The following is a 24,493-nucleotide window of genomic DNA, read 5'->3' as shown; positions in this document are numbered from 1 at the left end:
CACGGCAACAACAAGACAGGCGTATCTTGCCAAGTCTCCATGCCGGCCGCATCGAGGCCGGACAATATCGTCGTCTCCCTGCCCGCGCCGTAGCGAAAGCTTCCGACGGCGTCGGAACACCACCAACGCCACGCCAGGTCTTCGCTGTCGGCTCGCCGCCGAACGATAATGGCGCCGGCAATTCGCGCTTGTCGCCTGCCTGCAAGCCCAATACCTTGAAGCAAATGCCCAGCCGCGCGGACGCCGCGACGAGCTGGCGACGGAACACTCATCAAAGGAGAATAGCATGACCCGCAAAGCGCTCTGGCTTTCGGCGACTTCGGCGTTTCTGGCAGTTTTCACCTTGGGCGCGCATGCCGAGAATCGCGTCGTCAACGTCTTCAACTGGTCGGACTATATCGACAGTTCGATCATCGACGACTTCACCAAGGAAACCGGCATCAAGGTCGTCTACGACACTTTCGATTCCAACGAGATCCTGGAAACGAAACTGCTCGCCGGCGGCAGCGGCTACGATGTCGTCGTGCCCAGCGGCAATTTCCTTGCACGCCAGATCCAGGCGGGTGTGTTCCAGAAGCTCGACAAGTCGAAACTGCCGAACATTTCAAATATGTGGGACACGGTCATGGAACGGACCGCCAAATATGATCCCGGCAACGAATATTCGATCAACTACATGTGGGGTACGGTTGGCATCGGCTACAACATCAAGAAGGTGCAGGCAGCGCTCGGCACCGACAAGATCGACAGCTGGGACGTGTTCTTCAATCCCGAAAGCCTGGCCAAATTGAAGGACTGCGGCGTCTATGTGCTGGATTCGCCGGCCGACATCATACCGGCGGCACTGAAATATCTGGGCCTCGATCCAAACAGCACGTCGCCCGATGAGATTGCCAAGGCCGAAGAAACCTTGCTGAAGGTCCGGCCCTATATCCGCAAGTTCCACTCGTCCGAATACATCAACGCCCTTGCCAATGGCGACATCTGCCTGGCGGTCGGCTGGTCGGGTGACGTCTTCCAGGCCCGCAACCGCGCCGACGAAGCCAAGCAGGGCGTCGAGATCGGCTACTCCGTGCCGAAGGAAGGTGCCCAGATGTGGTTCGACCAGATGGCGATCCCGGCCGATGCGCCGCATGTCGCCGAAGCGCATGAGTTCCTGAACTACATGATGAAGCCCGAAGTGATCGCCAAATCGTCGAACTATGTGCTCTATGCCAACGGCAACAAGGCTTCGCAGCAGTTCATCGACAAGGCGATCCTGGAAGATCCGGCGATCTATCCGGATGCAGCCACCTTGCAGAAGCTCTACACCGTATCGCCTTACGATCCCAAGACCCAGCGCATCATCACCCGCACCTGGACCAAGATCGTCACCGGCCAATAGCAATCTGACCACGCCCCGGCAGCCGTTGCCGGGGCCGCTTTCTCATGGGGCAAGCAGCAGGACGGAGTGGGACATGAAATCGCTTGGCAGCATCCGCAGGGATTTTGCGCCATGGAACGATCCGAACGCCAAGCCATACATCCAGTTCGACAACGTTACCAAGAAATTCGGTGAGTTCACAGCGGTCAACAACCTGTCGCTGACCATTTTCGAACGCGAATTCTTTGCCTTGCTCGGGGCCTCAGGCTGCGGGAAATCGACACTGCTCAGGATGCTTGCCGGCTTCGAGGAGCCGACCGCCGGCCGCATCCTGCTCGACGGCCAGGATCTGCGCGGCATTCCGCCCTACCGGCGGCCGGTCAACATGATGTTCCAGTCCTACGCCTTGTTTCCGCACATGACGGTCGAGAACAACATCGCCTTCGGCCTCAAGCAGGAAGGCATGGCCAAGGCCGACATCGACAAGCGCGTCGCCGAGATGCTGAAGCTGGTCAAGCTCGAGCAGTTCGCCAAGCGCAAACCGCACCAATTGTCGGGTGGCCAGCGCCAGCGCGTCGCGCTCGCGCGCTCGGTGGCCAAGCGGCCGAAAGTCCTGCTGCTCGACGAGCCGCTTGGTGCGCTGGACAAGAAGCTGCGCGAGGAAACCCAGTTCGAGCTGATGGACCTGCAGCAGAACCTCGGCCTCACCTTCGTCGTCGTCACCCATGATCAGGAAGAGGCGATGACGATGGCCGACCGCATCGCCATCATCGACAAGGGCGAGGTGATGCAGGTGGCGACGCCGGCCGAGGTCTACGAGGCGCCGGGTTCCCGCTTCGTCGCCGGCTTCGTCGGCAATGTGAATATGTTCGACGGCAAGATCGCGGCTGGCGAGGCCGGCAGCGCGAGCATCGATGCCGGCAACGGCATCACCATCCGGACCGAAAATGCCAGCAGTGCCGCCGCCGGAACATCCGTCACCTTCGCCATCAGGCCGGAGAAGATCAAGGTGTCCTCCACGAAACCGGCCGGTGCCGTCAACGCCATCGAGGGCGAGGTCTACGACATAGCCTATCTCGGCGACATGACCGTCTATCACGTCAGGCTGGACGACGGTCAGGTGGTGCGGGCGAGCACCATGAACGCGGCACGCCTCACCGAGGACCCATTGACCTGGAACGACCGCGCCTGGGTTTCTTTCCGCCCCGACGCCGGCGTCGTCCTGACACGGTAGGGACTGATCATGTCCGCTGTCACCGCCGCAACAAGCTCTCCGGCAAGCGCTGCCGGCAAATCCGCCTTGGTCAGGCTGGGAGCGGCCTTCGTTAGCCGGCTCGTCATCATCGTCCCCTACCTCTGGCTGCTGTTCTTCTTTCTCGTGCCTTTCATCATCGTCTTCAAGATTTCGCTGTCGCAGACGGCGATCGCCATGCCGCCCTACACGCCGGTGCTCGATTTCCGCAGCGGCATTTCCGGGTTTATTTCGGAATTCGGCGCGCTCAATTTCGACAACTATACCTGGCTGGCGCAGGATGCGCTGTATTTCAATGCCTATGTGACGAGCGTCATTGTCGCCGCCATCTCGACGGTCCTGACATTGCTGGTCGGCTATCCCATAGCCTATGGCATGGCGCGCGCCCCGGCGACGATTCGCCCGACCTTGCTGATGCTGGTGATCCTGCCGTTCTGGACCTCGTTCCTGATCCGTGTCTACGCCTGGATCGGCATCCTCAAGCCCGAGGGCCTGCTCAACCAGCTGCTGCTCGCCACCGGCATCATCAGCCAGCCGCTGATCATCCTCAACACCTATACAGCGATCTTCATCGGCATCGTCTACTCCTATCTGCCGTTCATGGTGCTGCCGCTCTATTCGTCCTTGGAGAAGATGGACCATTCTCTGATCGAGGCCGCCAAGGATCTCGGCTGTCCGCCGACCAGCGCCTTTTGGAAGATCACCTTCCCCCTGTCGCTGCCCGGCGTCATCGCTGGCTGCCTGCTGGTGTTCATTCCCGCCGTCGGCGAGTTCGTCATTCCCGACCTGCTCGGCGGCTCGCAGACGCTGATGATCGGCAGAACGCTGTGGAACGAGTTCTTCGCCAACCGTGACTGGCCGGTGTCGTCCGCGGTTGCCGTCATCTTGCTGCTGCTGCTGATCGTGCCGATCATGCTCTTCCAGCGAGCCCAGGCGCGCGCCCAGGAGCAGGACCAATGAACGCGACCTGGAGCCGCTTCAACATCATTTCGATCGTGCTCGGCTTTGCCTTTCTTTACCTGCCGATCGTCCTGCTCGTTGTGTTCTCTTTCAACGAATCGAAGCTGGTCACCGTCTGGGGTGGCTTCTCGACGAAATGGTACGTGTCGCTGTTCCACAACCGGGGTCTGATGGACGCCGCCTGGGTGACGGCCCGCGTCGGCGTCATCTCGGCAAGCGTGGCGACCGTGCTCGGCACGCTGGCGGCGCTCACCTTGACACGCTACACGCGCTTTCGCGGCCGGCTGCTGTTTTCCGGCATGGTGTTTGCGCCGCTAGTCATGCCGGAAGTCATCACCGGCCTGTCGCTGCTGCTGCTCTTCGTCGCCGTCGGCCTCGACCGCGGCTTTCTGACGGTGACGCTTGCCCACACCACGCTAACCATGTGCTTCGTTGCGGTGGTGGTTCAGTCGCGCCTGATCACGTTCGATCGTTCGCTGGAAGAGGCCGCGATGGACCTCGGTGCGCCACCGGTGAAGACCTTCTTCCAGATCACGCTGCCGGTTATCATGCCGGCTATCGTCTCCGGCTGGATGCTGGCCTTCACGCTGTCGCTCGATGATTTGGTTATTGCCAGCTTCACCTCGGGACCCGGCGCCACGACGCTGCCGATGAAGATCTACAGCCAGGTCCGCCTTGGCGTGACGCCGGAAATCAACGCAGCCTGCACCATCTTGATCGCGGTCGTCGCAGTTGGCGTGATCATCGCTTCGCTCGCAAACAAACGCCGCGAGGTGCAGCGCCAGCGCGACGAGCAGGCCGCGCAGCGAGGTTGAAGGCTCGCTACTCTCCCGAAACGCCGCGGCTTATCGGCGAGATGAACGGCGTGCTCCACGTGCCGCCGACGAAGAACGACGACTGCTTGGGTGCCTGGCCATTCGTCTGCGTGGCAGCCTGGCTCGGCTGGACGATGCCGCCGGACAGCGCCAGCCCGCGTCCGGCATAGGATGCGATGCCGGAAAGCCAGATCTTGTATTGCGCGGAATTCACCTCGGCCTTGTCGATGCGCGCCACGCCGTTCGAAACGCTCGCCTTGAGTTCGGCCCCGTCGATCGGCAGCGTTCCGTCCGAGACGTCGTCCAGCGCGAAGAATCCGCCCTGTTCGGTGTGCTTGAGGAACGCCGGCAGGTTAAGCCGGCTCAGCGCACCCGCGCCGAACGTCGCGGACAGCGAGCCATTGGCGTTTTCGAAAATCGAGTCCCAGGTTCTGCCAGGCCCCTTGAGGATGACCGAAACGGTTCCAGTGCCGATCGGCACCAGCCGCGTCATCCCGGCCGCGGTGCCGAAAGCGCCGCCGTCGATATCGGAAGCAAGCAGCCGGATCTCGACTTCCGTGCCGGCGGGCTTGCGGTCGAAACGGACGCTGCTCTGGACGTTGCCGCCAAAGGCGGATGCATCCGAGATGTCGAAGACGGCAAGGCCGTTCTTGACCTGGGCAGTGGCAGCGACGTCGGCAAGCTGGATGGCGCCGGCGGTGGCATGCGCCGCCGACAGCCTGAGATCGAGATTGATCCGGTCGGCGAAGCTTGTGTCGATTTCGCCCGGGCCGGTGCCGCCGGCGGATGGCACCGGCGTAAAGGCGGAGAGAAATGATCTGAGGTCGAGCGTATCGAAGGCAAGTGTGCCGGAGATCACCGGCAGTGCCTCACCATAGGTGAAGTCCAGCGCACCCATTCCCGGGTTGTTGTCGAGGGTCAGGGCCGTGTTTTCGAATTTGACGCGCCCGGCCGTCGCCGTGATCTTGCTTGAAACCGAGATCGAGCCGATTGCGGCACCGGGCGCGATGCCGGCCTGCGACCATTCGAGCACGCGTCGCAGCGAAGGTGCGGCGAATTTTGCCTGGCCGTCGAAATAGCCGTTCTCCGACATGCTGGCGCGGCCGTCGAACGAAAAACTGGCCGGTGCCGCCTTGAAGGAAAATGTGGCCGGTGCTGTGCCGCCACCAAACAGCACGAGCGGGCTCGGCGATGCGGCGTCGATGGCAACACTTTCGCCGCGCCATATCCCGGTCGCCGACAGCGTCGCATTGCTGTTCATCGCGGCCCAGTTCGCCTGGCCGCTCAGGCTGCTCAATATCTCCTGGTCCTTGCCGCCGATGGCAGCCACTACGCGGCCGTCCCTGAACTCGACTGTGCCGAACGGATCTGTCGGCAGCTTGCCGAGATCCGGCTTGGCGGGATTTGTGTTGATCACCGCGCGGGCAGCATCGATCGAACGCGTAATGCGCCCGCCGCTGGGAATGGCAGGCAGGAAAAACCCGCTCGCGGTACGCTGAACCCGGATCGTCGGTCGTACCAGCCGCGCCGTCGAAAACACCACATCGCCACGCAGCGCCGCCATCGCTGAGAGGTCGACCTCGACCCGTTCGGCCTCGACCACGGGCGGCGCATCCGTCTCCGTCCATTGCGACAGCGTCACGTCGCTCAGGATCGCCCGGAAATTCGGCCAGACCTCGATACGCGGCGCGCCGTCGATGGTGACCCGGAAACCGCTCCACGCGCTCATTTCCCACGCGATACGGTCGCGTACGATGCGGGTCGAGGCGATCAACGGCAAGGCTGCGACAACCAGCGCGATGACGATGACGGCTGCGCCGATCGCCCATATTCCGCGTCGGATCAAAGGTGATGGCATATCGCCCCGTATGCTTCCATTCCGACAAAATCGCCCGACGGGTGTAACCGACGGCTGACGCATTTCAAGTCTTTATGGCCCGGCGATGGCATTTGCGCACACCCTGACCGGCGCGGTCCAACAAAATCTTGCTCTGCTGCATCGCGATATGCATAAGCGATGCCAATGCATGTCGCCCAAAAGTGCGCAGCGGTTTTGGGATAAACGACATGCATAAAGACAAAAGTTTAAAGCGCGTCGCGTGAATCTCTTCAAACGTGACGTGCTTTGCGGAGGAACAATGACGGCTGACGACGCACCGCTCTGGATCCCGACGCAAGAGCAGATCGACGCAGCGCCGATGACCGCCTTCATGAACGCCGCGGCGAACATGGCCGGCAAGGTTTTCTCCTCCTATGCCGACCTGCATCGCTGGTCGATCGATGCTCGCGAGACCTTCTGGAGCCTGGTCTGGGACTTTTGTGGCATCGTCGGCGACAAGGGCGAACGCGTGCTGGTCGATGGCGACAAGATGCCCGGCGCGACCTTCTTTCCTGAGGCAAAGCTGAACTTCGCCGAGAATCTCCTCAAGAAAACCGGGCTTGGCGACGCAATCGTCTTTCGCGGCGAGGACAAGGTCGAGCGGCGGCTGTCCTGGAACGAGCTGCATGCGCTGACCTCGCGCCTGCAGCAGCTTTTCCTGTCGCTCAAGGTGAAGAAGGGCGACCGCATCGCCGCGATGATGCCCAACATGCCGGAGACCGTTGCTGCGATGCTGGCGGCCGCCTCGATCGGCGCGGTCTGGTCGTCCTGCTCCCCAGATTTCGGCGAGCAGGGGGTTCTCGACCGGTTCGGCCAGATCGAGCCTGTCGTGTTCATCGCGCCGGACGGCTACTGGTACAATGGCAAGGCGATCGAAGTCGCCGACAAGATCGCAGCCGTGGCGGGCAAGCTTGCCACCGTCCGCAAGGTCCTCATTGTCGACTATCTCGGCACCTCGCTCGACGTCGCCGCGACCATCGGCAAGGCGGCCGCGCTGGAAGAGGCGCTGTCACCCTTTGCCGCAAGGCCTGTCGCCTACGAAAGGCTGCCGTTTTCGCATCCGCTGTACATCCTGTTTTCATCGGGCACGACCGGCATTCCCAAATGCATTGTCCATTCGGCCGGCGGAACGCTGATCCAGCACGTCAAGGAAGAACGGCTGCATGCCGGCCTGCTCGACGGCGACCGCTTCTTCTACTTCACCACCTGCGGCTGGATGATGTGGAACTGGCTGGTGTCGGGCCTGGCATCGGGCGCCACCTTGCTGCTCTACGACGGCTCGCCGTTCTACCCGGACGGCAATGCGCTGTTCGACTTCGCCGATGCCGAAAAGATGACCTATTTCGGCACCTCGGCCAAATTCATCGATTCCGTGCGCAAGGCCGGCCTAAAGCCGATCCGCACGCACGATGTTTCCAGCGTGCGCACCATCTCATCGACCGGCTCGCCGCTATCGCCGGAAGATTTCCGCTTCGTCTATGAAGGCATCAAGAAGGACGTGCATCTGGCTTCGATTTCCGGCGGCACCGATATCGTCTCCTGCTTCGTGCTCGGCGTGCCGATCGAACCGGTATGGACCGGCGAGATCCAAGGGCCCGGGCTCGGCCTTGCCGTCGATGTCTGGGACGATGACGGCCGCCCGCTCCGCCAGGAGAAGGGCGAGCTCGTCTGCACCAAGGCGTTTCCGGCGATGCCGATCGGCTTCTGGAACGACCCTGACGGCAGGAAATACAAAGCCGCCTATTTCGAACGTTTCGACGATGTCTGGTGCCACGGCGATTTCGCCGAATGGACCGTCCATGGCGGCCTGATCATCCATGGCCGTTCCGACGCCACGCTCAATCCGGGCGGTGTCAGGATCGGCACGGCGGAGATCTACAATCAGGTCGAGCAGATGCCGGAAATCCTCGAAGCGCTGTGCATCGGCCAGGATTTCGACAATGACGTGCGTGTCGTGCTGTTCGTGCGGCTGGCGGCCGGCGTTGAGCTCGATGCCGAGCTGGAAAAACGCATCCGCGCGAAAATCCGCACCGGGGCGAGCCCGCGCCATGTGCCGGCCAAGATCGTCGCCGTCAGCGATATTCCGCGCACCAAATCGGGCAAGATCACCGAGCTCGCGGTACGCGACATGGTGCATGGCCGCGCCGTCAAGAACAAGGAAGCGCTCGCCAATCCCGAAGCGCTCGAGCTGTTCCGCAACCTGCCGCAGCTTGCCGACTGAGCCGGGTTCAAGGTGGGAGCTGTTTTGAGGTCTCCGGTATCGTTAACGAATTATCTCTTCGGAATTTACCTAGATTTCATGAGTGGTACACATTGGTAAATTTTCCGGCGTGCCGGTAAGGATTTGTTAAGGCCCGGCATCAATAGTCGTGCGTAACTTGAGGGAGAAATCCCGTTCCTCTTAGCCCCGAGAGGATCTGATTCGCTCAAGCCCCGTTGTGACAGCAATTCCAATTTCTCAAGGCGTCCTGTTGGACGCCTTTTTTCTTTGCGCAGCCATAGCTAACCGGCGAGCACTCGGGTCGAGGGAAAGGCGACTTCGACAAGGGTTCCCTCGCCGGGCGTCGAGTTGATGGTGAACCGGGCCCGGTTCGCTTCGACCATCGCCTTGGTCAGCGGCAGCCCAAGACCCGTGCCGTCGCCACGGCCGCGCTTCAGCGCATTGATCTGCTTGAACGGCTTCAGCGCCTGCTCGATCTCGGACTGGCTCATGCCGATGCCGGTATCGCGAACGCGCATGACGACATCGCCGGAGATCTCGTAAGCCGTCGACACGATCACCTGGCCGCCGGCCTGCGTGTAGCGGACGGCGTTCGACAGGATGTTGAGCGCGATCTGCCGCACGCTGCGCAGATCGGCCACCACTTCCGGCAGCCGCGAGGCGAAGCTGGAGCGGATGATGACGCGTTCCCGGTTGGCTTGCGGCTGCATCATCGCCACGGTTTCGGCCAGCGTGTCGTTAAGCGACACCGCCTCATAGGCCATCTCCTGCTGGCCGGCCTCGATTTTCGAAATGTCGAGCAGGTCGTTGACCAGATCGAGCACGTGGTTGCCCGAACGGTTGATGTCGCGCAGATAGTCGCGATAGCGGTCATTGGCCACCGGCCCGAATTTCTCGTCGACCATCAGCTCGGAAAAGCCGATTATGGCGTTGAGCGGCGTGCGGATCTCGTGGCTGATGCGGGCCAGAAAATCGGTCTTCTGCGACGAGGCGCGTTCGGCGACCGCGCGCGCCTGGGTCAAGTCCTCTTCGGCCCGCTTCCACTGGGTGATATCGCGCACCACCGCACAGAAGCCGCTGTCGTTGGGCAGCCTGCCGATGGTCATGAACAGCGGAATGAAACGCCCCTGCGCCTCGCGCCCGATCACCTCGCGGCCATCGTTCATCACGCTTGCAACGCCGGGCTCCGACAACCCCTCGAGATAGTCGCGCGCCGCGCGCTGGCTTTCGATCGCAAACAGCGAGACGAACGGTTTGCCGGTCACCTCGTCGCTGTCGAAGCCGAACAGCGCTTCCGCCGGACGGCTAATTGAACGGATCGTTCCGTTACGGCCGATCAGCACGACGCCGTCGGTGGCGGTGTCGATGATAGTGCGCATTTCGGCAATGCGTGCCTTGAGCTCGGAAACATCCGGCTGCGTTTGGTCTTCGGCGGCGCCATGTGGAATGGCTGCTGCCTCGTCGTCGCCGGAACGACGTACGACCAGCATCAGCGCCTTGCCGTTTCCCCAGGGCACGGAGCGTAAAATCGCATCGATCGGAAACTCCTGACCTTCGCGCGTTTTCAGCCGCAGAGCGCGGTCGCCGCCATCCGAACTGCCGTCGTCGGCATAAGGGTCGGCAAACAGCGCGCCGAGCCCGCCGGCCTCGTCCAGGGCATTCAGCGTCGCATAGCCGGTCAATCCGAGGAATTCGTCGTTCGCGTAATGCAGCTGGTCGCCGGAATGGATAAGCACCGGCACTGGCAGCTTGCCGAGGATCGAGGTATCCGGCCCCGTGTTGTCCTCTCCGGCAAACGCCGACGGCACGAAGCCGTCGAGTTTGAGCGGTGGTGCCTGCGGCCGCTCGACGGGCGGCACCTGGCCGGCAGCGTCGGCTGCGGCTGCGCTGTCCTCGGACCAATCCTCGCTGTCTTCGGCGTCACGGAAGTCTTCGGCCGTCATGCTGTCGTCGTCGCCATCCCGCGGCGCTTCGGCGACGATCGTTCGACGGTTCGTGCTGGGCTCAACGCCTTCCTGCGCCTCATCGCTGGGTTCGCGGTCGGCATAGTCGAGCAGCGATCCGGAAACAGGGCGTGTGACGGGTTCGCCGGCTTGCGCCTCTGCTTCCACCTCATCCGGCTGCTCGCCGTCGAGCCGGGCAAGATCCTTCTGGTCTTCGGCATCGGCCTCGGGCGGTTCGGCGGCAGCCGCCCCGCTTTCCGGACCTTGCGCCGGCATCTCACCCTTGTCCGTCGGGCCGGCTTCTTTCAGCTTTGGCTCGTCGGCCTTGCCTGCTGCCTCGACTTTCTCAACCGGCTTCTGCTTTCCGGCGCCGGGCTGTTTTTCGGCCGGGGTGCTGTCCTTCTTGAGACGCTCGCCAATCTCGCGAAACGCGCTGCGTTCCAGCGTCGACAGGCCTTTGTCGTTGGCCGGCTGCCGGTGCTCGGCCAGCCGGATCACCTTGTCGGCAAAGCGCCGCTCGGGTTTTGGCACGATGGTCAACGCCGGCACTTCGCCCCTGAACGGATCGGCGGGTTTAGGTGTCTCGGGGAGAGGTTCGACGGCTTCCGGCCCAACGCTCGCGGCGGGCTTCTCCTCGGCGACAAGGGCCATGCCGGCCGCGTCCGGATCGACCACCGCATCGCCGCTCCTGGCCACGCCGAAACCGCGAAAACCTTCGAAAACGCGGCTGCGGCTGTAAACCGGGAGCGCCGCCAGATCGACGGGTATCTTCAGATCGGTGCCGGCGACCGGCCACAGCACGGAGCGGCCGGACCAGGTGTCGCGCCGTTCGAGCAGGCCGGCAATCTCGCCAGAAGCATCGAGGCCATAGGCGGCCGAAACATCCTCGAAGCGACGTCCGATCACGTCGGCTGCAGGCTTGCCGACGAGCTCGGCAAATTCCGGCGACAGGGCGCTGAACCGGCCCTCCGCGTCGGTACGCCAGACGAAACGCATGGGCGCGGCGGTGCGATCGATCGCCGAAGCGCGGTGTTCGGCCGGGGAGGCGGCTTTGGTGGCTTTTGCGGCGCTTTCCGGCGAAGTATCCGCGCCGGCCTGCGAAGCGTCCGGGCTGGTCTCGACTTTGCCGGACGCAGCTGCGCCGGGCGGGACCTGCGCGTCGTCGACGGCATTGAAGTACCAATGGTCATGCTGCGTCGGCGCGTTGCCAACCGTGCGGTGATCGTCGGCCGCGTCGGCAGGTTCGTGCTCCGCCGATGCCGAGGTGCCTTCCATCGCTGCAAGGTCGATCTCCGCCGCGCCGCTGCTTGCGATCGGCTGCTCGTTGTCCTGGTCCGTTGGCTGGGGAAGATCGCCACCGCTCGGTGCCGCTGCCGCCTCCGTTTCCCCGCCGGCGCGTTCGCCATCGGGGGCCTCGCCGTCAAGCCGGTCCTCGTCGATCACCACCAGCAGGTGCCGCTCTTCCGTCAGCCGGGCAAGGCCCGCGGGATAGGAGCTGGATCTGCCCGGGACCAGGCGCTTGACGATGCGGTCGCTCTCGTTCGCCACGTCGGCGACAAGTGCGGCCAGCGTCTCAGGCCGGATGCCGAGCGCCGAAAAGCCGTCCGATGCGGCGTCGATATTGCCCTTGGCATCGACAAAGGCGATGTAGTGGCCGTCTTCCGTAAAGCCACCGATGGCGCGGTCGGCGATCTCGGCCGCGCTGCGCGAGCCGGTCTGCGCGGCCGGCAAGGCCAGCACGATGGCTTCCTCGCCATCGGGCATGGTCACTGCGCTGGCCAGGAAGCCGACCGCGCGGCTGGTCAGGCCGGTCGCCAGCCGGACCGTGATGGCACGGTCGCGGCCGATCTGCGGAAAACCGCTGGTTGCCATGATCTGGCGCCTGGCGATCAGCGGCAAACCTGCCGAGGCGCCGATGATCGCGCCGATGTCCGGATAGCCGAATACCGCTGCGCCGGGGCCGTTGGCCCAGATCACCTGCTCGAGATCTGCCGACAGAATGGCGATCGCGTCGCCTGCGGCGAAGCGCAGGCGGACCGCGTCGAGCACGGCGACATCGAGGAAGGAGTAGTTTTCAGCCGGCATGCGCTTGGCGACCCTCACAGAGCGGGCAATTTGCGGTTAACGCTTTGTTAATAAAAGCCGACGGCGCGAAGGTCCACAAGTCATAGCGTGCAACCAGCGGAATCTCTAGGTGCGTGGTTAACGTCGCGAACTAAATATTTTATGGTGCGATGCAACAAACATGTTGCAATGCACAAAATTTGCCTTTATATTGCCATGATAGATGAACGAGACGGCATTCTGTCAAAGCCGCTGCCGCTGAAAAGGATGGAAAATGTCCAGGACCAAGACCGCTGAAACGATCGAAAACGTTGAATTCCCGAGCTTCGACGCTTCCAAGGCGACCGACCAGATCCGTGCCTTCGCCGAAAAGGGCGTTGAGCAGTCGAAAGAGGCCTATGCCAAGCTGAAGACCGGCGCCGAGGAGACCCAGAAGGCTCTGGAGTCGACCTACGAGACCGCCAAGACCGTTTCCAGCGACCTGTCGCTCAAGACCATTGCCGCCCTGCGCGCCAATGCCGAAGCCGGCTTCTCGCATTTCGAAGCGCTGATCGGCGCCAAGTCGCTGTCGGAAGTCGTCGAGTTGCAGACCGCTTTCCTGCGCAAGCGCGTCGAAATGACCGTCGAGCAGGCTAAGGACTTCCAGGCGGTTGCTGCCAAGGCGGCCGAGGACGTATCCAAGCCGATCAAGACCGCCTTCGAGAAGGCCGTGAAAGAAATCAAGATCGCCTAATATTTGCGCACAGTTTGACGATGCATCAAAAGGTCGCATTTCGTCAGACAAATAGATGTGCGATATAGTGGCTTAAGTGAATACCCGGCGGGTGGAACCTCCTCCCTCTGCTCACCGGGATGACCAGCCAGCATCTCCTCCCGCTGGCTCGTAACAGGAAAAGGCCGGCACCTCCTCCCGCCGGCCTTTTCTTTGTCCGGCGAAAAAATGACGCGATGCCGGAGCGATCTTTTGCTTTGCCAAAAGCCTTGAATTAAACTCCGATAGCCCGTATGGACGCATCGCCGAACGACAGAGCGGGTCCCGGAGAATGGACGTTCCGTCTGGATCTCGCTCGGGCAAGCGTGCCGTTGTAGCTCAGATGGTTAGAGCGCCGGATTGTGGATCCGGAGGTCGCTGGTTCGATCCCAGCCAACGGTACCATTCAGCTTTCAGCCAGGTTTCTGACCAATAGCGCCGAGCGTTCACTACGATCCCGTAGCGCTCACCCACGGTCCCGCGCCTGACGCGCGCCGCGCAGGTGATCCACGAGGGCTCTCAGCTTCGGCGCGATATTCCGTCGGCTTGGGAAATAGAGATAGAAACCCGCAAACGGCGGAAAATAGCCGTCGAGGATTGGCACGAGCTCGCCGCGGTCGAGCCAGGGGCGGAATGTATCGGCCATGCCGAACGTGATACCGGCGCCTGCAACGGCCAGCCGGATCATCAGCCACATGTCGTTGGTAGTGATCTCGGGCGCAACCGCCACGTCGAACTCGCGCCCGTCCTCGCCGAACTCCCACCGATAGGGCGAAACTCCCGGCGCCGGCCGCCAGCCGATACAGCGATGAGCCACAAGCTCGCGCGGATGGGCGGGTGCTCCGAACTTTTCGAGATAGCGCGGGGCGCAGACGGCCATCTGCCGCTGATCGCCCGATACCGGCACGGCAATCATGTCCTGCTCGATCACTTCGCCGAGCCTCACTCCCGCATCATAGCCTTCGGCAACGATGTCGAATTCCTCGTCGGTGACCACAATATCCAGATGCACCTCGGGAAACCTTTCTGCAAAGGACGCCAGCAACGGTCCTGACAGAAAGGCCTCTGCGATAGACGAAACCGCGATCCGCAGGCGGCCGCGCGGGCGGTCCAGCAACTCCGTGGTGGCTTCGATTGCCGCGTTCACGTCGGCGATCGCCGGTGCGACGCTCGCCAGCAGGCGCTCGCCCGCTTCGGTCAGGTTGACGCTGCGTGTCGTGCGCTGCAGCAATGCGATGCCAAGGCGCTGTTCAAGCCTGAGGATGCTCTGGCTGACCGCCGAGCGCGTCACGCCCAGCCGGCCTGCTGCAGCACGAAAATTGCGTTCCTCGGCCACCGCGACGAAGACGGCAATTGCATTGAGATCGATATCCATTGGTTAGTCAAACTTACCATCGAGGTTAACGGCGGGCGGGTTATCGCGACAATGCCACGGCTCTATCTCTGTCGCAACGGCAAGAAGGCTTGATCCTCCCGATCCATGCCGAAGCCGACCGACAAGGAGATATCCCATGACATCACTCCCTTCCTCCTGGGACCTGGATGGAAAAGTCGCCCTCGTGACCGGCGCGGCACGCGGCATCGGCCGCTGCACGGCGGAACTGCTGCGGGCGCGGGGCGCCCGGATCGTGGCAAGCGATCTCAGCGACAGCGTACGCGAATTGGAAGCAGAGGATGTGGCAACGCTGGTCGGCGATGTCGCCGATGAGGGCCTGGCCAGACGCTCGGTCGAACTCGCCGCGAAGCGCTTCGGACGACTGGACATCGTCGTGAACAATGCCGGTCGCACGCTCAACAAACGACTGACTGAGACCTCAGTCGACGACTATGACCGCATCCTGCAGATCAATGCGCGCGGCAGCTTTGTCACCGCCCGTGCCGCGGTGGAACTGATGGCTGCCGGCGGTGGCGGCTCAATCGTCAATGTCTCGTCGATCTCGGCCGTCGCGGCCTTCGAGACGCAGGCGGCCTATGCCTCCTCCAAGGCGGCTGTCGCACAGCTGACCAAGGTGATCGCGATCGAATACGGGCGCATGGGCATTCGCTGCAACGCCGTTGCCCCTGGCGTGATCGAAACCGACATCATGGAAGGCGTGGTGGAGAATGGCCGGGAGATGCTGCGCAGCTTCGGCGGCGCGCATCCAATCGGCCGGATCGGCCAGCCGCAAGAAGTTGCCGAGGCCATCGCCTTTCTTGCCTCGCCGGCGTCCAGCTTCATCACCGGGGCCTTGCTTCTGGTCGATGGCGGCTACACCGCCCAGTGAGCCCCCCAATAGGGCCGGCGCGCCGCGGGAGCTCACCTGCACGCCATCCCTTCACATCGTGAAAATAATCACAGAACCAAAAGGATCATCTCGATGACGATGAACAGAGTTGTTCTGATCACCGGTGCCTCCAGCGGCATCGGCGCTGGCATTGCCCGCGAGCTTGGCGCGGCAGGTGCGAAGCTGATGCTCGGCGCACGCCGCACCGACCGCCTTGAAGCGCTTGCGGCCGAAATCGAGGCAGCTGGTGGAACGGTTCGCGTGCGAGCGCTCGACGTCACCAGGAGGGCGGATGTCGCAGCATTCGCCGACGCAGCCCGGGCCGAATGGGGCCAGGTCGATGTCATCGTCAACAATGCGGGCGTCATGCGGCTGTCGGCCATGGCAGCCATGAAGGTCGACGAGTGGGAGCTGATGGTAGACGTCAACATCAAGGGTGTTCTGTACGGCGTCGCAGCGGTTCTGCCTGAGATGACGGCACGCGGCTCCGGGCATATCATCAATATCGGTTCCATCGGCGCACTGGCCGTCTCGCCCACGGCTGCCGTCTATTGCGCAACGAAATACGCTGTCCGCGCGATTTCCGATGGGCTCCGCCAGGAGAGTGACGATATCCGCGTAACCTGCATTCATCCTGGCGTGGTGGAAAGCGAGCTGGCGAACACGATCTCCGACGAAGCCGCTGCCGCCGCCATGAAAACCTGGCGTGCTATTGCCCTGCAACCCGATGCAATCGCCAGGGCAGTGCGCTACGCAATCGAACAGCCCGACGATGTCGACGTCAACGAGATCGTCGTGCGTCCGACGAAGGCGGCGCATTGATGCGATCCACTTTGGCCGCAGTGCTTACGCGTATTGCCGTTGCTGTAGCTCCAACCGGCCTGACCCTTCCTTCAACTCCAATCCTTGCGGAGGAACCAATGACGCACCAAGATCATCCCTATGTCGGAATGTGGGTCACCGAGGATCGCCATATCAGGCACGAACTCCTGCCGAACGGCCGTTATGACGAAGCGCGCGGTGACCGCGAGAGCGCCTATCGGGGACGCTATGAAGTGCACGGCAGCCACATAGAATACTGGGACGATACGGGCTTCACCGCGGATGGTGAGTTCGTCGAAGGCGTCCTCTATCATGCCGGCATGATCCTTTACCGCCAGCGGTAGAGAGCCACCCTGAGACAAGCACTTGAGGGTTCCACAAGATGCTATTGCACGCCTTGCATGAGGCGCTCGGCAGTTTGCACAGCAAGCCTCGCCACACCACATATGTCCCAGCAAGCGCGGCGGAAAGAAGCAGGACCGCGAGCAGAGTCGACATTGCAAATGGTTGTCACTATATAGCGGCGGCTTTGACGGCTCGCCTCTTACATGGTGCCGGCGAGAGCGCGGTAAATGTGCTAGTCATTGCGACATCTATTGTGATCTAAAACGGCTTGAAAACCGAAAAAAAGCAAATAGAAACAATAGCGCGGGTCGAACGAGTTTCGTCGAGAGAATCAGTCCTCAAGAACTAGAACGTGCTCCTTGAACCCTCCATTCCCTTCAGATCTGTGGACCTCGGACAAGTTCGGCTTGCCGGGCGAAGCCGACTCGGCTCGAATGGCAGCACGCATCTTTTCGTAGATGCCGACGTTTATGATTACCAACCGGCATAGCCGCTAGGGAAACAGCAGTATGAGTGAACACGCGATCGAGTTCTTGCGCGGGTGGATCGGCGAAAAAGTCCACTGCCAGCCCTCGCCAGCCAGAATCGAGAAGCAGGCCGAGACCCTCGCCAGGGAATGTGCGGCCAAAGCTGCCGAAGCCGGCATACCCCTGGAGGATATCCAGGAAGAGGTCGGCGACATTCAGGAGCTCATTGCTTCGAGGCTCGAAGAGGCGGCCGAGGCCGACCAGGACGAGCAGAATTCCAACAAGCCTGCCGGCTGACGGACCGCCCCGGCAAACCTGCCGGGCGACCATTGCCTGTCTGATGCAGTTGCGCGGTCCTATCGCCGCGCAGCCTTGCCAAATCTCTCCTTGAGCCACTCTTTCGGCAATACCGCCACGAAATTGCCGTCGCGCCCGGTCATGTCTTCATTGGCGACCAGCGCGTTGAGGATGGCTTCCTCCACGCTCTGAACGACGGCGTCGAAGAACGGGTTGATATCGGCATCCGGTATGTAGCCGGCGCTGACCAACTTGCCGGTCGCGCCGCGCGCCGCATAGGCATTGGCCGTGCTGAAGGCCAGAAAGATATCGCCGGATGAATTGTATCCATAGCCGCCGATCAGCGCCACGCCGAGCGGCACGCGTTTCGCCAGTCTTTTCAACTGATGCGGCATGAATGGCGCATCGGTGGCGACGATCGCGATGATCGAGCTCTTGTCCGCTCGCGGCGTGTTGTCCCGAGTCGCCGGTTCGGCGAGTTCCGCTCCGGCTCTGATGCCACGGATCACGAGGTTTCGCCGTGCACCGAAATTCGACTGGACGAAGCAGCCGATCGTGAAACGCTCCCCATTCCAGTCGACGCTGCGCGAGGATGTGCCGGACCCTGCCTTGAAGCCGAAGGTGATCATGCCTGCGCCGCCGCCGACGCTGCCCTCTTCGATCGGCCCGCTTTCAGCCGTTTCGAGCGCGGAAAACACGTGCTCGAAGCTCACATGGTGGCCGTTGATATCGTTCAGGAAGCCGTCGTAAGTCTCGCCCGCCACCGGCAGCGCCCAGGCGCTGTCGAGCGATTGCGGCAGCACCGTCTGCATCCAGCGCAACGTTGCGTCGCGGCTGACGCCGCAGGAATGCGTGTTGGTGATGGTGATGGGAAGATTGAACGCTCCGAGCTCCTCTATCAGATGTGAGCCGGTCAGTTCGCCATTGCCATTGGCGCTGAACACGCCGGCAAACGCAGGGACGGCCAACTCGTCTCTGGGCCGTGGCAGGATCGCGGTCACGCCGGTGCGTACCGGACCCTTGCCGACGACGAGCGGCCCGTCCCCTGAGATCAGCGTGGTATAGCCCACCGTCACGCCGGGCACATCGGTGATGGCATTGAAGCGGCCTGGCGTGCCATCGAATGGGATCGCGAAGGCACGGGCGCGCAGTTTGCCCGAGGGTGTCGCAAGATGCGGGTCGGTCATTTTTTCCTCAGAAAAGCGAACCTTGGCCGCCCGGCGCCTTGAGCTTGGCCGCGGGCTTGGCAACCGTCTTCGGCCGCGCCGTGCCACTGATGGCGACTGCATCGGCGGTGCCGTCGGCGAACTCCAGCGAAAGCGCCATTCCCGACACCACTTCCGCCGCATGCTTGACCACGGCGCCGTCCGCATCCTTGACCAGCGCGAAGCCTCGCGCCAGCACGGCCTTGTGCGAGAGCGTCGCCAGCAGCCGGTCTGCCTGCGTCAGTTTTCCACGCAGGCGGTCCAGCCGCCGCGAAATTGCCTGGTCCTGCCGCCGCGTCAGTGCCAGCAGGGCATCGCCTTGCAGTTTCTGCCGTCTTGCGATCGGCGCCGGTGACAGTCTGGTCGCCGTGCGTGAAAACTGCGCCCGACGCTCGCGCACGATGGCGAAGAAAGCCGCTTGCGCACGGGCGAGGTCGCGGCGGGTCAGAGTGCGAGCTTCGTTCATGCGCCGCGACAAAGTCGCCGGCGTCAGCCGCTGCCCCAGAAGCCTGGCTCGCTTGCGCTCGACGCTGACCGACAGCGCCCGGCCGAGCCGGCTCGTCGCCTCGTCGAAGCGCCGCCGCGGCAGCGCCAGCAACTGGTCGGGCGAGGGCAGCGCACGGGCGGCCGCGCGTGCCGCCTGCCGCTTGCGTTCGAAATTGCGCGACAGTGCGGTCTTCAACCGCGCGCCAAGGCCGGCAAGCGTCGCTTCGAGGTCGACCTTGACCGGCACGGCGATCTCGGCGGCGCCTGTCGGCGTCGGCGCCCGCACATCCGCCGCCAGATCGATCAATGTCCAGTCGGTCTCGTGGCCGACCGCGGAAATCACCGGAATGCCCGAAGCGGCGACGGCCCGGGCAAGCGCTTCGTCGTTGAACCCCCACAGATCCTCCAGGCTCCCGCCGCCGCGCGCCACGATCAACAGATCGGGCCGCGCGATGGCGCCGTCCCATGGCAGTGCGTTGAAGCCGTTGACGGCAGCAGTCACTTCCGCACCCGCCGTCTCGCCCTGCACCCGCACCGGCCAGACGAGCACGTGCAGTGGAAACCGATCCTTGATGCGGTGGATGATGTCGCGGATGACGGCGCCTGTCGGCGAGGTGACGACGCCGATGACGCAGGGCATGAACGGCAGACGCCGCTTGCGCGCCGCGTCGAACAGGCCTTCGGCCTGCAGCCGGCGCTTGCGCTCGTCCAGCAGCGCCATCAGCGCACCGGCACCGGCCGGCTCGAGATTGTCGATGACGATCTGGTAGGTGGATTTTCCGGGATAGGTGGTGAGCCGGCCGGTGGCGATCACCTCCATGCCTTCCTCTGGACGGAATTTCAGCCGGCTCATCGTGGTCTTCCACACCACGGCGTCGAGCCGCGCGCGATCGTCCTTCAGGCAGAAATAGGCATGGCCGGAGGAATGCGGTCCGCGATAGCCGGAAATCTCGCCGCGCACCCGTACATTGCCGAAGACGTCCTCGACCGTACGCTTCAGCGCGCCGGAAATCTCGCTCACCGTATATTCGGTGGCGTTGGTGCGTGATTCGGATGCTGCGTCGCTCATCGGCCGATTGGGGGACGATTGCTGGCCGGCGTCAAGGCGGCCGTGTTCGATGTCCGCCCCAATCGCGCGATCACCAGCCCGGCAGGATCTGGTTCGGCTTGGTCCGCTTCATCTTGGCGAAGGCGAGGGCGGCGAAATCGAACGTGCCGGTCTCCTCGCCGAGTGGCACGGAAATATTGTCGAGGCTCTCCGAAATGTGGCGCGCAAGCGCATCGACGATCTCCGGCCTCGAGGTCTGGCCGCGCATGATGCCGATGCGGCAATCGGGCAGGGCGCCGAAACCGTCGGCCTCGCCCAGCACCCGCATGCCGGGCCGCAGGGCGCATTCCGGCAGCACCGAGATCGCCAGACCGGAAAGCACCGCGGCGGCGATGACGGTGGCAGAGAAGCTGGTGAACAGGATGCGATAGTCGCGGCTCTGCTGATCGAGCACGTCGGCGGCGGCCCGCCGCCAGATGCAGTTCGGCCGGCCGAAGGCCATCGGCAGGATCGGCTGCTCATGCGTCGCATGGTTGGCCGAGGTAACCCACAGCAGCGGTTCGCGCCGCACCACTTCCGACTGGCCGCGCGCGTCGTTGTGCGTCACCAGCGCCAGGTCGAGATTGCCGCGCTTGATGTGTTCGACCAGTCCCGGCGTCGGTTCGCAGATAACGGTCAGTTCGACATGCGGGTTGGAACGGGCAAACCGCGCCATGATCTCTGGCAGGAAGCGATCGGCATAATCGTCCGGCGTGCCGATGCGGATGGTGCCTTCGAGCCGGCGGTCGTCGAAGGCGGCCAGTGTTTCCTTGTTGAGATAGAGCAGCCGCCTTGCGTAGGAGAGCAGTCTGTCGCCTTCCTCGGTCAGCCTGTTGGTGCGGCCGTCTTTTTCGAACAGCGGCTTGCCGATCCGTTCCTCCAGCCGCCGCATCTGCATCGACACCGCAGACTGGGTCCGATGCACCGCTTCCGCCGCGCGGGTAAAGCTGCCGGTGTCGACAATCGAGATGAAGGTCTGCAACTGATCGAGATCGAGCGGCGCTTTCATTGGCCTAATCCATCATTGATGCTGATGCTAAAGATTAGAAACATTCGTTGGATTAATCAATCGGGCCATGGCAAATTCCCATTGTCCACATGAAGCGAATGCATGTCGCCCAAAAGTGGGCACCGGTTTTGGGGCGACGACATGCATCATCTTAGATGAATCGAAGCCGGAACGGCCGCTGTCGCCAGCGCCCGATCGACCGGTTTCGCCCGTTCGAATGTGAAGGAGACCGACATGGCTACGTTTGATTTCGCTACCGAGACCTCGCGCATCACCTCGCGTCCGGCCGTTGCGACGCGCGTGGCCAATGCCGCTGCCAATGTTTACCGCGCCTGGAAAAACCGCCGCGCCTTTTATCGCCTCGGCGAGATGTCGGATGCCGAGCTCGCCGACATCGGCCTGACCCGCGCCGACCTGCACGTCGCTGTCGGTGTACCCTTTGGCCGCGATCCGACAGAAAGGCTTCGCGTCATCGCGATCGAGCGCGCCGAAACGATCGAGGATATTGCCCGCAAGGTGGTGTGATCGCGTGGTTTCGCCGTTCGGGCGCGTTGAACCTTTTTGAGGCACGACGCCACTAAGTTACGCAGGCTCCCCACTCCCTGCCGGATCCCCCCGGCCAGCCTGCGCGCTGCCCGGTCCTCCCAGGACCGGGCTTTCTTTTTTGGGCGGCACTGATAACTGGTTGCCGGTATCTGGTCTAGCGCCGGCCCATGCCCTGCTTGAACTGGTCGAAGATCGACTCCATGCCTTTCTGGTAGTCGTCGCGCTGCTGGGCGCCTGTCTCGAACATCTTGCCGAACAGGTCGTCGAACGGATTTCTCGGCCTGCCGCTCGGATTGGCCTGCGGCTGCGGCGCCTGAGGTTGCTGCGGCGCCTGACGCGGCTGAGACTGTTGTGCACCACCGCCGAACATGTCCTGCAGTACTTTGCCGAGCGGATTGTCACCATAAGGGTTCTGTGTTTGCTGGGGTTGGTTCTGCGGCTGCTGTGGCTGTGGTGCACCGCCGCCGAACATATCCTGCAGCACCTTGCCGAGCGGATTGTCACCATAAGGGTTCTGTGTCTGCTGCGGCTGGCTTTGCGGCTGCTGCCCGCCGCCGAACATGTCCTGCAGCACTTTGCCCAGCGGGTTGTCGCCGTAAGGGCTCTGCGTCTGTTGCGGCTGCTGTGCGCCGCCGAACATGTCCTGCAACACCTTGCCGAGCGGGTTATCTGTGGGGCCTGCAGGCTGAGGGGCCGGTGCCTGGCTGCCGCCGCCCGCCTGCCGCATCATCTGCTCGATGAGCTCGCCAAGCGGATTGCCGCCGCCTGCCGCATGCATCTGCCCGCCTAGCTGGTTGGTGGTCTGCTTGAACAGCCCGCCCATCATCATCGAGGCGATTGCCGGCAGCATCTGCTGCAATACCTGCTGGCTGACGCCGCTCGCCTCCGCGGCCTGGTTGGCGACGGCCCGCGACAGGTCCTTCGAGCCGAACAAATGGCCGAGAATGCCGTTGCCTTCATCGAGGCCCTGCGGCGAGAAGGCCCGGCTTGCATCGTCGAAATATTTGGCGTGCTGGCCGCTGGCCATCGCCGTCATGAAGGAGCCGAGCCCATAAGGGTCCGCCGTGTTGCGCTTCAGCCCCTGCGAAAAGGCCGGCAGCAGCGCCGCGACCGCCGCCTGCGTCTGCTGCTGCGAAAGCCCGAACTGCTGGGCCAGCGCCTGCATGCCGTTGCCGTTCTGGGCCTGTGCCAGAATATCGAACAATGAAGGCATTGTTTCTCCTCCGGGAAAATCCTCGTTGGAGAAGCCTAGTTCGTTTCCATCACTGATTGAAGCGAATTTGCCGGACCATCGGCCAAGCGGATAGCGAAGCGTTAATACGCGTATTCCATGAACACCGGCTCGATCGAGCCGCCCCAGCGTGTGTGGTAGGCCGAGAGCATCTCTTCGGCGCTGGTGGTGCCACGCGCGACGACCTCGTCCAGCGTATTGAGGAACGACGTCTCGTCGTAGCCGTCGCGGTTCTTGCGGCCGCGGTTCTTCAGTCCCATGCGCGAGATGACGAGCACGTCGCGGGCGATCTCGCGCAATGTCGTGTTGCGGAAGGGCGCCGAAATGCCCTGTTCCGGCACCGCGTCACGCATTGCCAGCACTTCGTCATAGCTCCAGCTCGAGGTCAGCGCCTCGGCGGCGTCGAGCGCAGCCGCATCGTAGAGCAGCCCGACCCAGAAGGCCGGCAGCGCGCAGATGCGCCGCCACGGCCCGCCATCGGCGCCGCGCATTTCGAGAAAGCGCTTCAGCCGCACGTCGGGGAACAGCGTCGACAGATGGTTCGCCCAATCGCCCATCGTCGGCAGCCCGTCCGGTAGTTCGTTGCGGGCGGCGCCCGCCATGAACTGGCGGAAGGTGATGTGCGTCATGTCGTGGTACTGGCCGTCGCGGATGACGAAATACATCGGCACGTCGAGCGCCCATTCGACATAATCGGCAAAGCCGAAATCGGGCGAGAAGCAGAATTCGAGCAGACCGGAACGCTGATTGTCGGTGTCGCGCCAGATCTCGCCGCGCCAGCTCTCCAAGCCGTTCGGCCGGCTTTCGGTGAAGGGCGAGTTGGCAAACAGCGCCGTCGACAGCGGCTGCAGCTTCAGCGACACCTGCATCTTGCGGCGCATGTCGGCTTCGCTTTCGAAGTCGAGGTTCACCTGGATGGTGCAGGTCCGGTACATCATGTCGAGACCTTTGGTGCCGACCTTGGGCATGTAGCGGGTCATGATCTCGTAGCGCGATTTCGGCATTTTCGGCGTCTCGGCCAGCGACCATTTCGGGCTGCCGCCAAGGCCGAGAAAACGAATGCCCATCGGTTCGGCGATCTCGCGCACCTGCGCCAGATGCGCATTGCCTTCGCGGCAGGTCTGGTGGATCGTCTCCAGCGGCGCGCCGGACAGCTCGAACTGGCCGCCGGGCTCCAGCGAGATCGCGCCCTGGCCGGTCGGCTCGACCAGGCCGATGATGCGGCCGGCATCCATGATCGGGTCCCAGCCGAGTTTGTCCTGCATGCCTTCGAGGATGGCGCGGATGCCGCGCTCGCCGCCGTAGGGCACCGGCGCATTGCCGTCGACATAGAACGGGAATTTCTCGTGCTCGGTGCCGATGCGCCATTTGTCGCGCGGCTTGTTGCCTTCGGCCAGGTGCTCGACGAGTTCGTCGACGCCTTCGATCGGCCGGAAATCGGTTGTATCGCGCGCCATAGGAGCCCTCCGCACATGACCCTGAAAAT

The 24,493-nt window shown here is 63.0% G+C and carries 19 protein-coding genes and 1 tRNA gene; 12 read left to right on the top strand and 8 right to left on the bottom strand.

The window, feature by feature from the left end:
- Positions 1–286: 286 nt before the first annotated feature.
- From NKI59_RS24680 to NKI59_RS24665, 4 genes are all read left to right on the top strand, one after another.
- Positions 287–1,384 carry a polyamine ABC transporter substrate-binding protein gene (locus NKI59_RS24680; RefSeq protein ID WP_352707484.1) on the top strand — a complete coding sequence of 366 codons (1,098 nt, stop codon included), beginning with the start codon at positions 287–289 and terminating at the stop codon, positions 1,382–1,384.
- A 73-nt stretch (positions 1,385–1,457) separates the two neighbouring features.
- Positions 1,458–2,597, top strand: a complete 1,140-nt coding sequence (locus NKI59_RS24675) for an ABC transporter ATP-binding protein (RefSeq protein ID WP_352683119.1) — start codon at positions 1,458–1,460, stop codon at positions 2,595–2,597.
- Between the two features lie 9 nt (positions 2,598–2,606).
- Positions 2,607–3,575 (top strand): ABC transporter permease subunit, encoded by a 969-nt coding sequence (locus NKI59_RS24670; protein WP_352707481.1) that lies wholly within the window; start codon positions 2,607–2,609, stop codon positions 3,573–3,575.
- On the top strand, positions 3,572–4,390 hold the full coding sequence (locus NKI59_RS24665) for an ABC transporter permease (protein ID WP_352707479.1): 819 nt from the start codon (positions 3,572–3,574) through the stop codon (positions 4,388–4,390). Before NKI59_RS24670 ends, NKI59_RS24665 begins: the two co-directional genes overlap by 4 nt.
- A gap of 7 nt (positions 4,391–4,397) precedes the next feature.
- Here NKI59_RS24665 and NKI59_RS24660 read toward each other — a convergent pair whose 3' ends face one another.
- A complete protein-coding gene (locus NKI59_RS24660) occupies positions 4,398–6,248 on the bottom strand; it encodes an AsmA family protein (RefSeq protein WP_352707477.1) in 1,851 nt (616 codons plus the stop codon).
- Between the two features lie 280 nt (positions 6,249–6,528).
- Between NKI59_RS24660 and NKI59_RS24655 the strand changes: the two genes are divergently transcribed.
- Positions 6,529–8,490: an acetoacetate--CoA ligase gene (locus NKI59_RS24655; protein WP_352707474.1), complete on the top strand. Its 1,962-nt coding sequence runs from the start codon at positions 6,529–6,531 to the stop codon at positions 8,488–8,490.
- Positions 8,491–8,771: 281 nt separating this feature from the next.
- On the opposite strand, the gene NKI59_RS24650 is transcribed toward NKI59_RS24655, so the two are convergent.
- Positions 8,772–12,518: a PAS domain S-box protein gene (locus NKI59_RS24650; protein WP_352707472.1), complete on the bottom strand. Its 3,747-nt coding sequence runs from the start codon at positions 12,516–12,518 to the stop codon at positions 8,772–8,774.
- A 253-nt stretch (positions 12,519–12,771) separates the two neighbouring features.
- Here NKI59_RS24650 and NKI59_RS24645 point away from each other — a divergent pair, with 253 nt between their 5' ends.
- Both NKI59_RS24645 and NKI59_RS24640 read left to right on the top strand, forming a co-directional pair.
- Entirely contained in the window at positions 12,772–13,230 is a 459-nt protein-coding gene (locus tag NKI59_RS24645) for a phasin (protein ID WP_352707470.1), read from the top strand.
- Positions 13,231–13,576: 346 nt separating this feature from the next.
- A tRNA-His gene (locus NKI59_RS24640) sits at positions 13,577–13,653 on the top strand.
- Between the two features lie 61 nt (positions 13,654–13,714).
- On the opposite strand, the gene NKI59_RS24635 is transcribed toward NKI59_RS24640, so the two are convergent.
- A complete protein-coding gene (locus NKI59_RS24635; protein ID WP_352634650.1) occupies positions 13,715–14,623 on the bottom strand; it encodes a LysR family transcriptional regulator in 909 nt (302 codons plus the stop codon).
- 136 nt (positions 14,624–14,759) lie between these two features.
- On the opposite strand from NKI59_RS24635, the gene NKI59_RS24630 reads away from it, so the two are divergent.
- From NKI59_RS24630 to NKI59_RS24615, 4 genes are all read left to right on the top strand, one after another.
- Positions 14,760–15,512 (top strand): SDR family NAD(P)-dependent oxidoreductase, encoded by a 753-nt coding sequence (locus NKI59_RS24630; protein ID WP_352707468.1) that lies wholly within the window; start codon positions 14,760–14,762, stop codon positions 15,510–15,512.
- Positions 15,513–15,605: 93 nt separating this feature from the next.
- On the top strand, positions 15,606–16,334 hold the full coding sequence (locus tag NKI59_RS24625) for an SDR family oxidoreductase (RefSeq protein ID WP_352707466.1): 729 nt from the start codon (positions 15,606–15,608) through the stop codon (positions 16,332–16,334).
- A complete protein-coding gene (locus NKI59_RS24620; protein WP_352707464.1) occupies positions 16,334–16,678 on the top strand; it encodes an Atu4866 domain-containing protein in 345 nt (114 codons plus the stop codon). The genes NKI59_RS24625 and NKI59_RS24620 overlap by 1 nt, the downstream gene beginning before the upstream one ends.
- A gap of 510 nt (positions 16,679–17,188) precedes the next feature.
- On the top strand, positions 17,189–17,443 hold the full coding sequence (locus tag NKI59_RS24615; protein WP_023719384.1) for a DUF768 domain-containing protein: 255 nt from the start codon (positions 17,189–17,191) through the stop codon (positions 17,441–17,443).
- 59 nt (positions 17,444–17,502) lie between these two features.
- Here NKI59_RS24615 and NKI59_RS24610 read toward each other — a convergent pair whose 3' ends face one another.
- The 3 genes from NKI59_RS24610 to NKI59_RS24600 form a co-directional block, all read right to left on the bottom strand.
- Positions 17,503–18,630, bottom strand: a complete 1,128-nt coding sequence (locus NKI59_RS24610; RefSeq protein WP_352707461.1) for a DmpA family aminopeptidase — start codon at positions 18,628–18,630, stop codon at positions 17,503–17,505.
- Positions 18,631–18,637: 7 nt separating this feature from the next.
- Positions 18,638–20,203, bottom strand: a complete 1,566-nt coding sequence (gene xseA, locus NKI59_RS24605; protein ID WP_352707459.1) for an exodeoxyribonuclease VII large subunit — start codon at positions 20,201–20,203, stop codon at positions 18,638–18,640.
- A 70-nt stretch (positions 20,204–20,273) separates the two neighbouring features.
- Positions 20,274–21,230, bottom strand: a complete 957-nt coding sequence (locus tag NKI59_RS24600) for a LysR substrate-binding domain-containing protein (protein WP_023680469.1) — start codon at positions 21,228–21,230, stop codon at positions 20,274–20,276.
- Between the two features lie 234 nt (positions 21,231–21,464).
- On the opposite strand from NKI59_RS24600, the gene NKI59_RS24595 reads away from it, so the two are divergent.
- Positions 21,465–21,755, top strand: a complete 291-nt coding sequence (locus NKI59_RS24595) for a DUF1127 domain-containing protein (protein ID WP_292663848.1) — start codon at positions 21,465–21,467, stop codon at positions 21,753–21,755.
- Between the two features lie 175 nt (positions 21,756–21,930).
- Here NKI59_RS24595 and NKI59_RS24590 read toward each other — a convergent pair whose 3' ends face one another.
- Together NKI59_RS24590 and NKI59_RS24585 are read right to left on the bottom strand one after the other, a co-directional pair.
- Complete coding sequence (locus NKI59_RS24590; RefSeq protein WP_352707456.1) at positions 21,931–22,989, bottom strand: DUF937 domain-containing protein; 1,059 nt, start codon at positions 22,987–22,989, stop codon at positions 21,931–21,933.
- Positions 22,990–23,090: 101 nt separating this feature from the next.
- The gene (locus NKI59_RS24585; protein WP_352707454.1) at positions 23,091–24,464 is read right to left on the bottom strand and encodes a glutamate--cysteine ligase; all 1,374 of its coding nucleotides are present in this window, start codon (positions 24,462–24,464) and stop codon (positions 23,091–23,093) included.
- Positions 24,465–24,493: the final 29 nt, after the last annotated feature.

Origin of the sequence: Mesorhizobium sp. M0598, from assembly GCF_040320865.1 — a bacterium.
Classification (GTDB): Bacteria; Pseudomonadota; Alphaproteobacteria; order Rhizobiales; family Rhizobiaceae; genus Mesorhizobium.
Note: the sequence above shows the minus strand (reverse complement) of the source record. Positions and strands in the feature narration are given on the sequence as shown.

Excerpts from the sequence above, each read along its gene's own strand:
- NKI59_RS24680 (WP_352707484.1), top strand. The coding sequence starts at position 287 with ATGACCCGCAAAGCGCTCTGGCTTTCGGCGACTTCGGCGTTTCTGGCA.
- NKI59_RS24675 (WP_352683119.1), top strand. The coding sequence starts at position 1,458 with ATGAAATCGCTTGGCAGCATCCGCAGGGATTTTGCGCCATGGAACGAT.
- NKI59_RS24670 (WP_352707481.1), top strand. The coding sequence starts at position 2,607 with ATGTCCGCTGTCACCGCCGCAACAAGCTCTCCGGCAAGCGCTGCCGGC.
- NKI59_RS24665 (WP_352707479.1), top strand. The coding sequence starts at position 3,572 with ATGAACGCGACCTGGAGCCGCTTCAACATCATTTCGATCGTGCTCGGC.
- NKI59_RS24660 (WP_352707477.1), bottom strand. The coding sequence starts at position 6,248 with ATGCCATCACCTTTGATCCGACGCGGAATATGGGCGATCGGCGCAGCC.
- NKI59_RS24655 (WP_352707474.1), top strand. The coding sequence starts at position 6,529 with ATGACGGCTGACGACGCACCGCTCTGGATCCCGACGCAAGAGCAGATC.
- NKI59_RS24650 (WP_352707472.1), bottom strand. The coding sequence starts at position 12,518 with ATGCCGGCTGAAAACTACTCCTTCCTCGATGTCGCCGTGCTCGACGCG.
- NKI59_RS24645 (WP_352707470.1), top strand. The coding sequence starts at position 12,772 with ATGTCCAGGACCAAGACCGCTGAAACGATCGAAAACGTTGAATTCCCG.
- NKI59_RS24635 (WP_352634650.1), bottom strand. The coding sequence starts at position 14,623 with ATGGATATCGATCTCAATGCAATTGCCGTCTTCGTCGCGGTGGCCGAG.
- NKI59_RS24630 (WP_352707468.1), top strand. The coding sequence starts at position 14,760 with ATGACATCACTCCCTTCCTCCTGGGACCTGGATGGAAAAGTCGCCCTC.
- NKI59_RS24625 (WP_352707466.1), top strand. The coding sequence starts at position 15,606 with ATGACGATGAACAGAGTTGTTCTGATCACCGGTGCCTCCAGCGGCATC.
- NKI59_RS24620 (WP_352707464.1), top strand. The coding sequence starts at position 16,334 with ATGCGATCCACTTTGGCCGCAGTGCTTACGCGTATTGCCGTTGCTGTA.
- NKI59_RS24615 (WP_023719384.1), top strand. The coding sequence starts at position 17,189 with ATGAGTGAACACGCGATCGAGTTCTTGCGCGGGTGGATCGGCGAAAAA.
- NKI59_RS24610 (WP_352707461.1), bottom strand. The coding sequence starts at position 18,630 with ATGACCGACCCGCATCTTGCGACACCCTCGGGCAAACTGCGCGCCCGT.
- xseA (WP_352707459.1), bottom strand. The coding sequence starts at position 20,203 with ATGAGCGACGCAGCATCCGAATCACGCACCAACGCCACCGAATATACG.
- NKI59_RS24600 (WP_023680469.1), bottom strand. The coding sequence starts at position 21,230 with ATGAAAGCGCCGCTCGATCTCGATCAGTTGCAGACCTTCATCTCGATT.
- NKI59_RS24595 (WP_292663848.1), top strand. The coding sequence starts at position 21,465 with ATGGCTACGTTTGATTTCGCTACCGAGACCTCGCGCATCACCTCGCGT.
- NKI59_RS24590 (WP_352707456.1), bottom strand. The coding sequence starts at position 22,989 with ATGCCTTCATTGTTCGATATTCTGGCACAGGCCCAGAACGGCAACGGC.
- NKI59_RS24585 (WP_352707454.1), bottom strand. The coding sequence starts at position 24,464 with ATGGCGCGCGATACAACCGATTTCCGGCCGATCGAAGGCGTCGACGAA.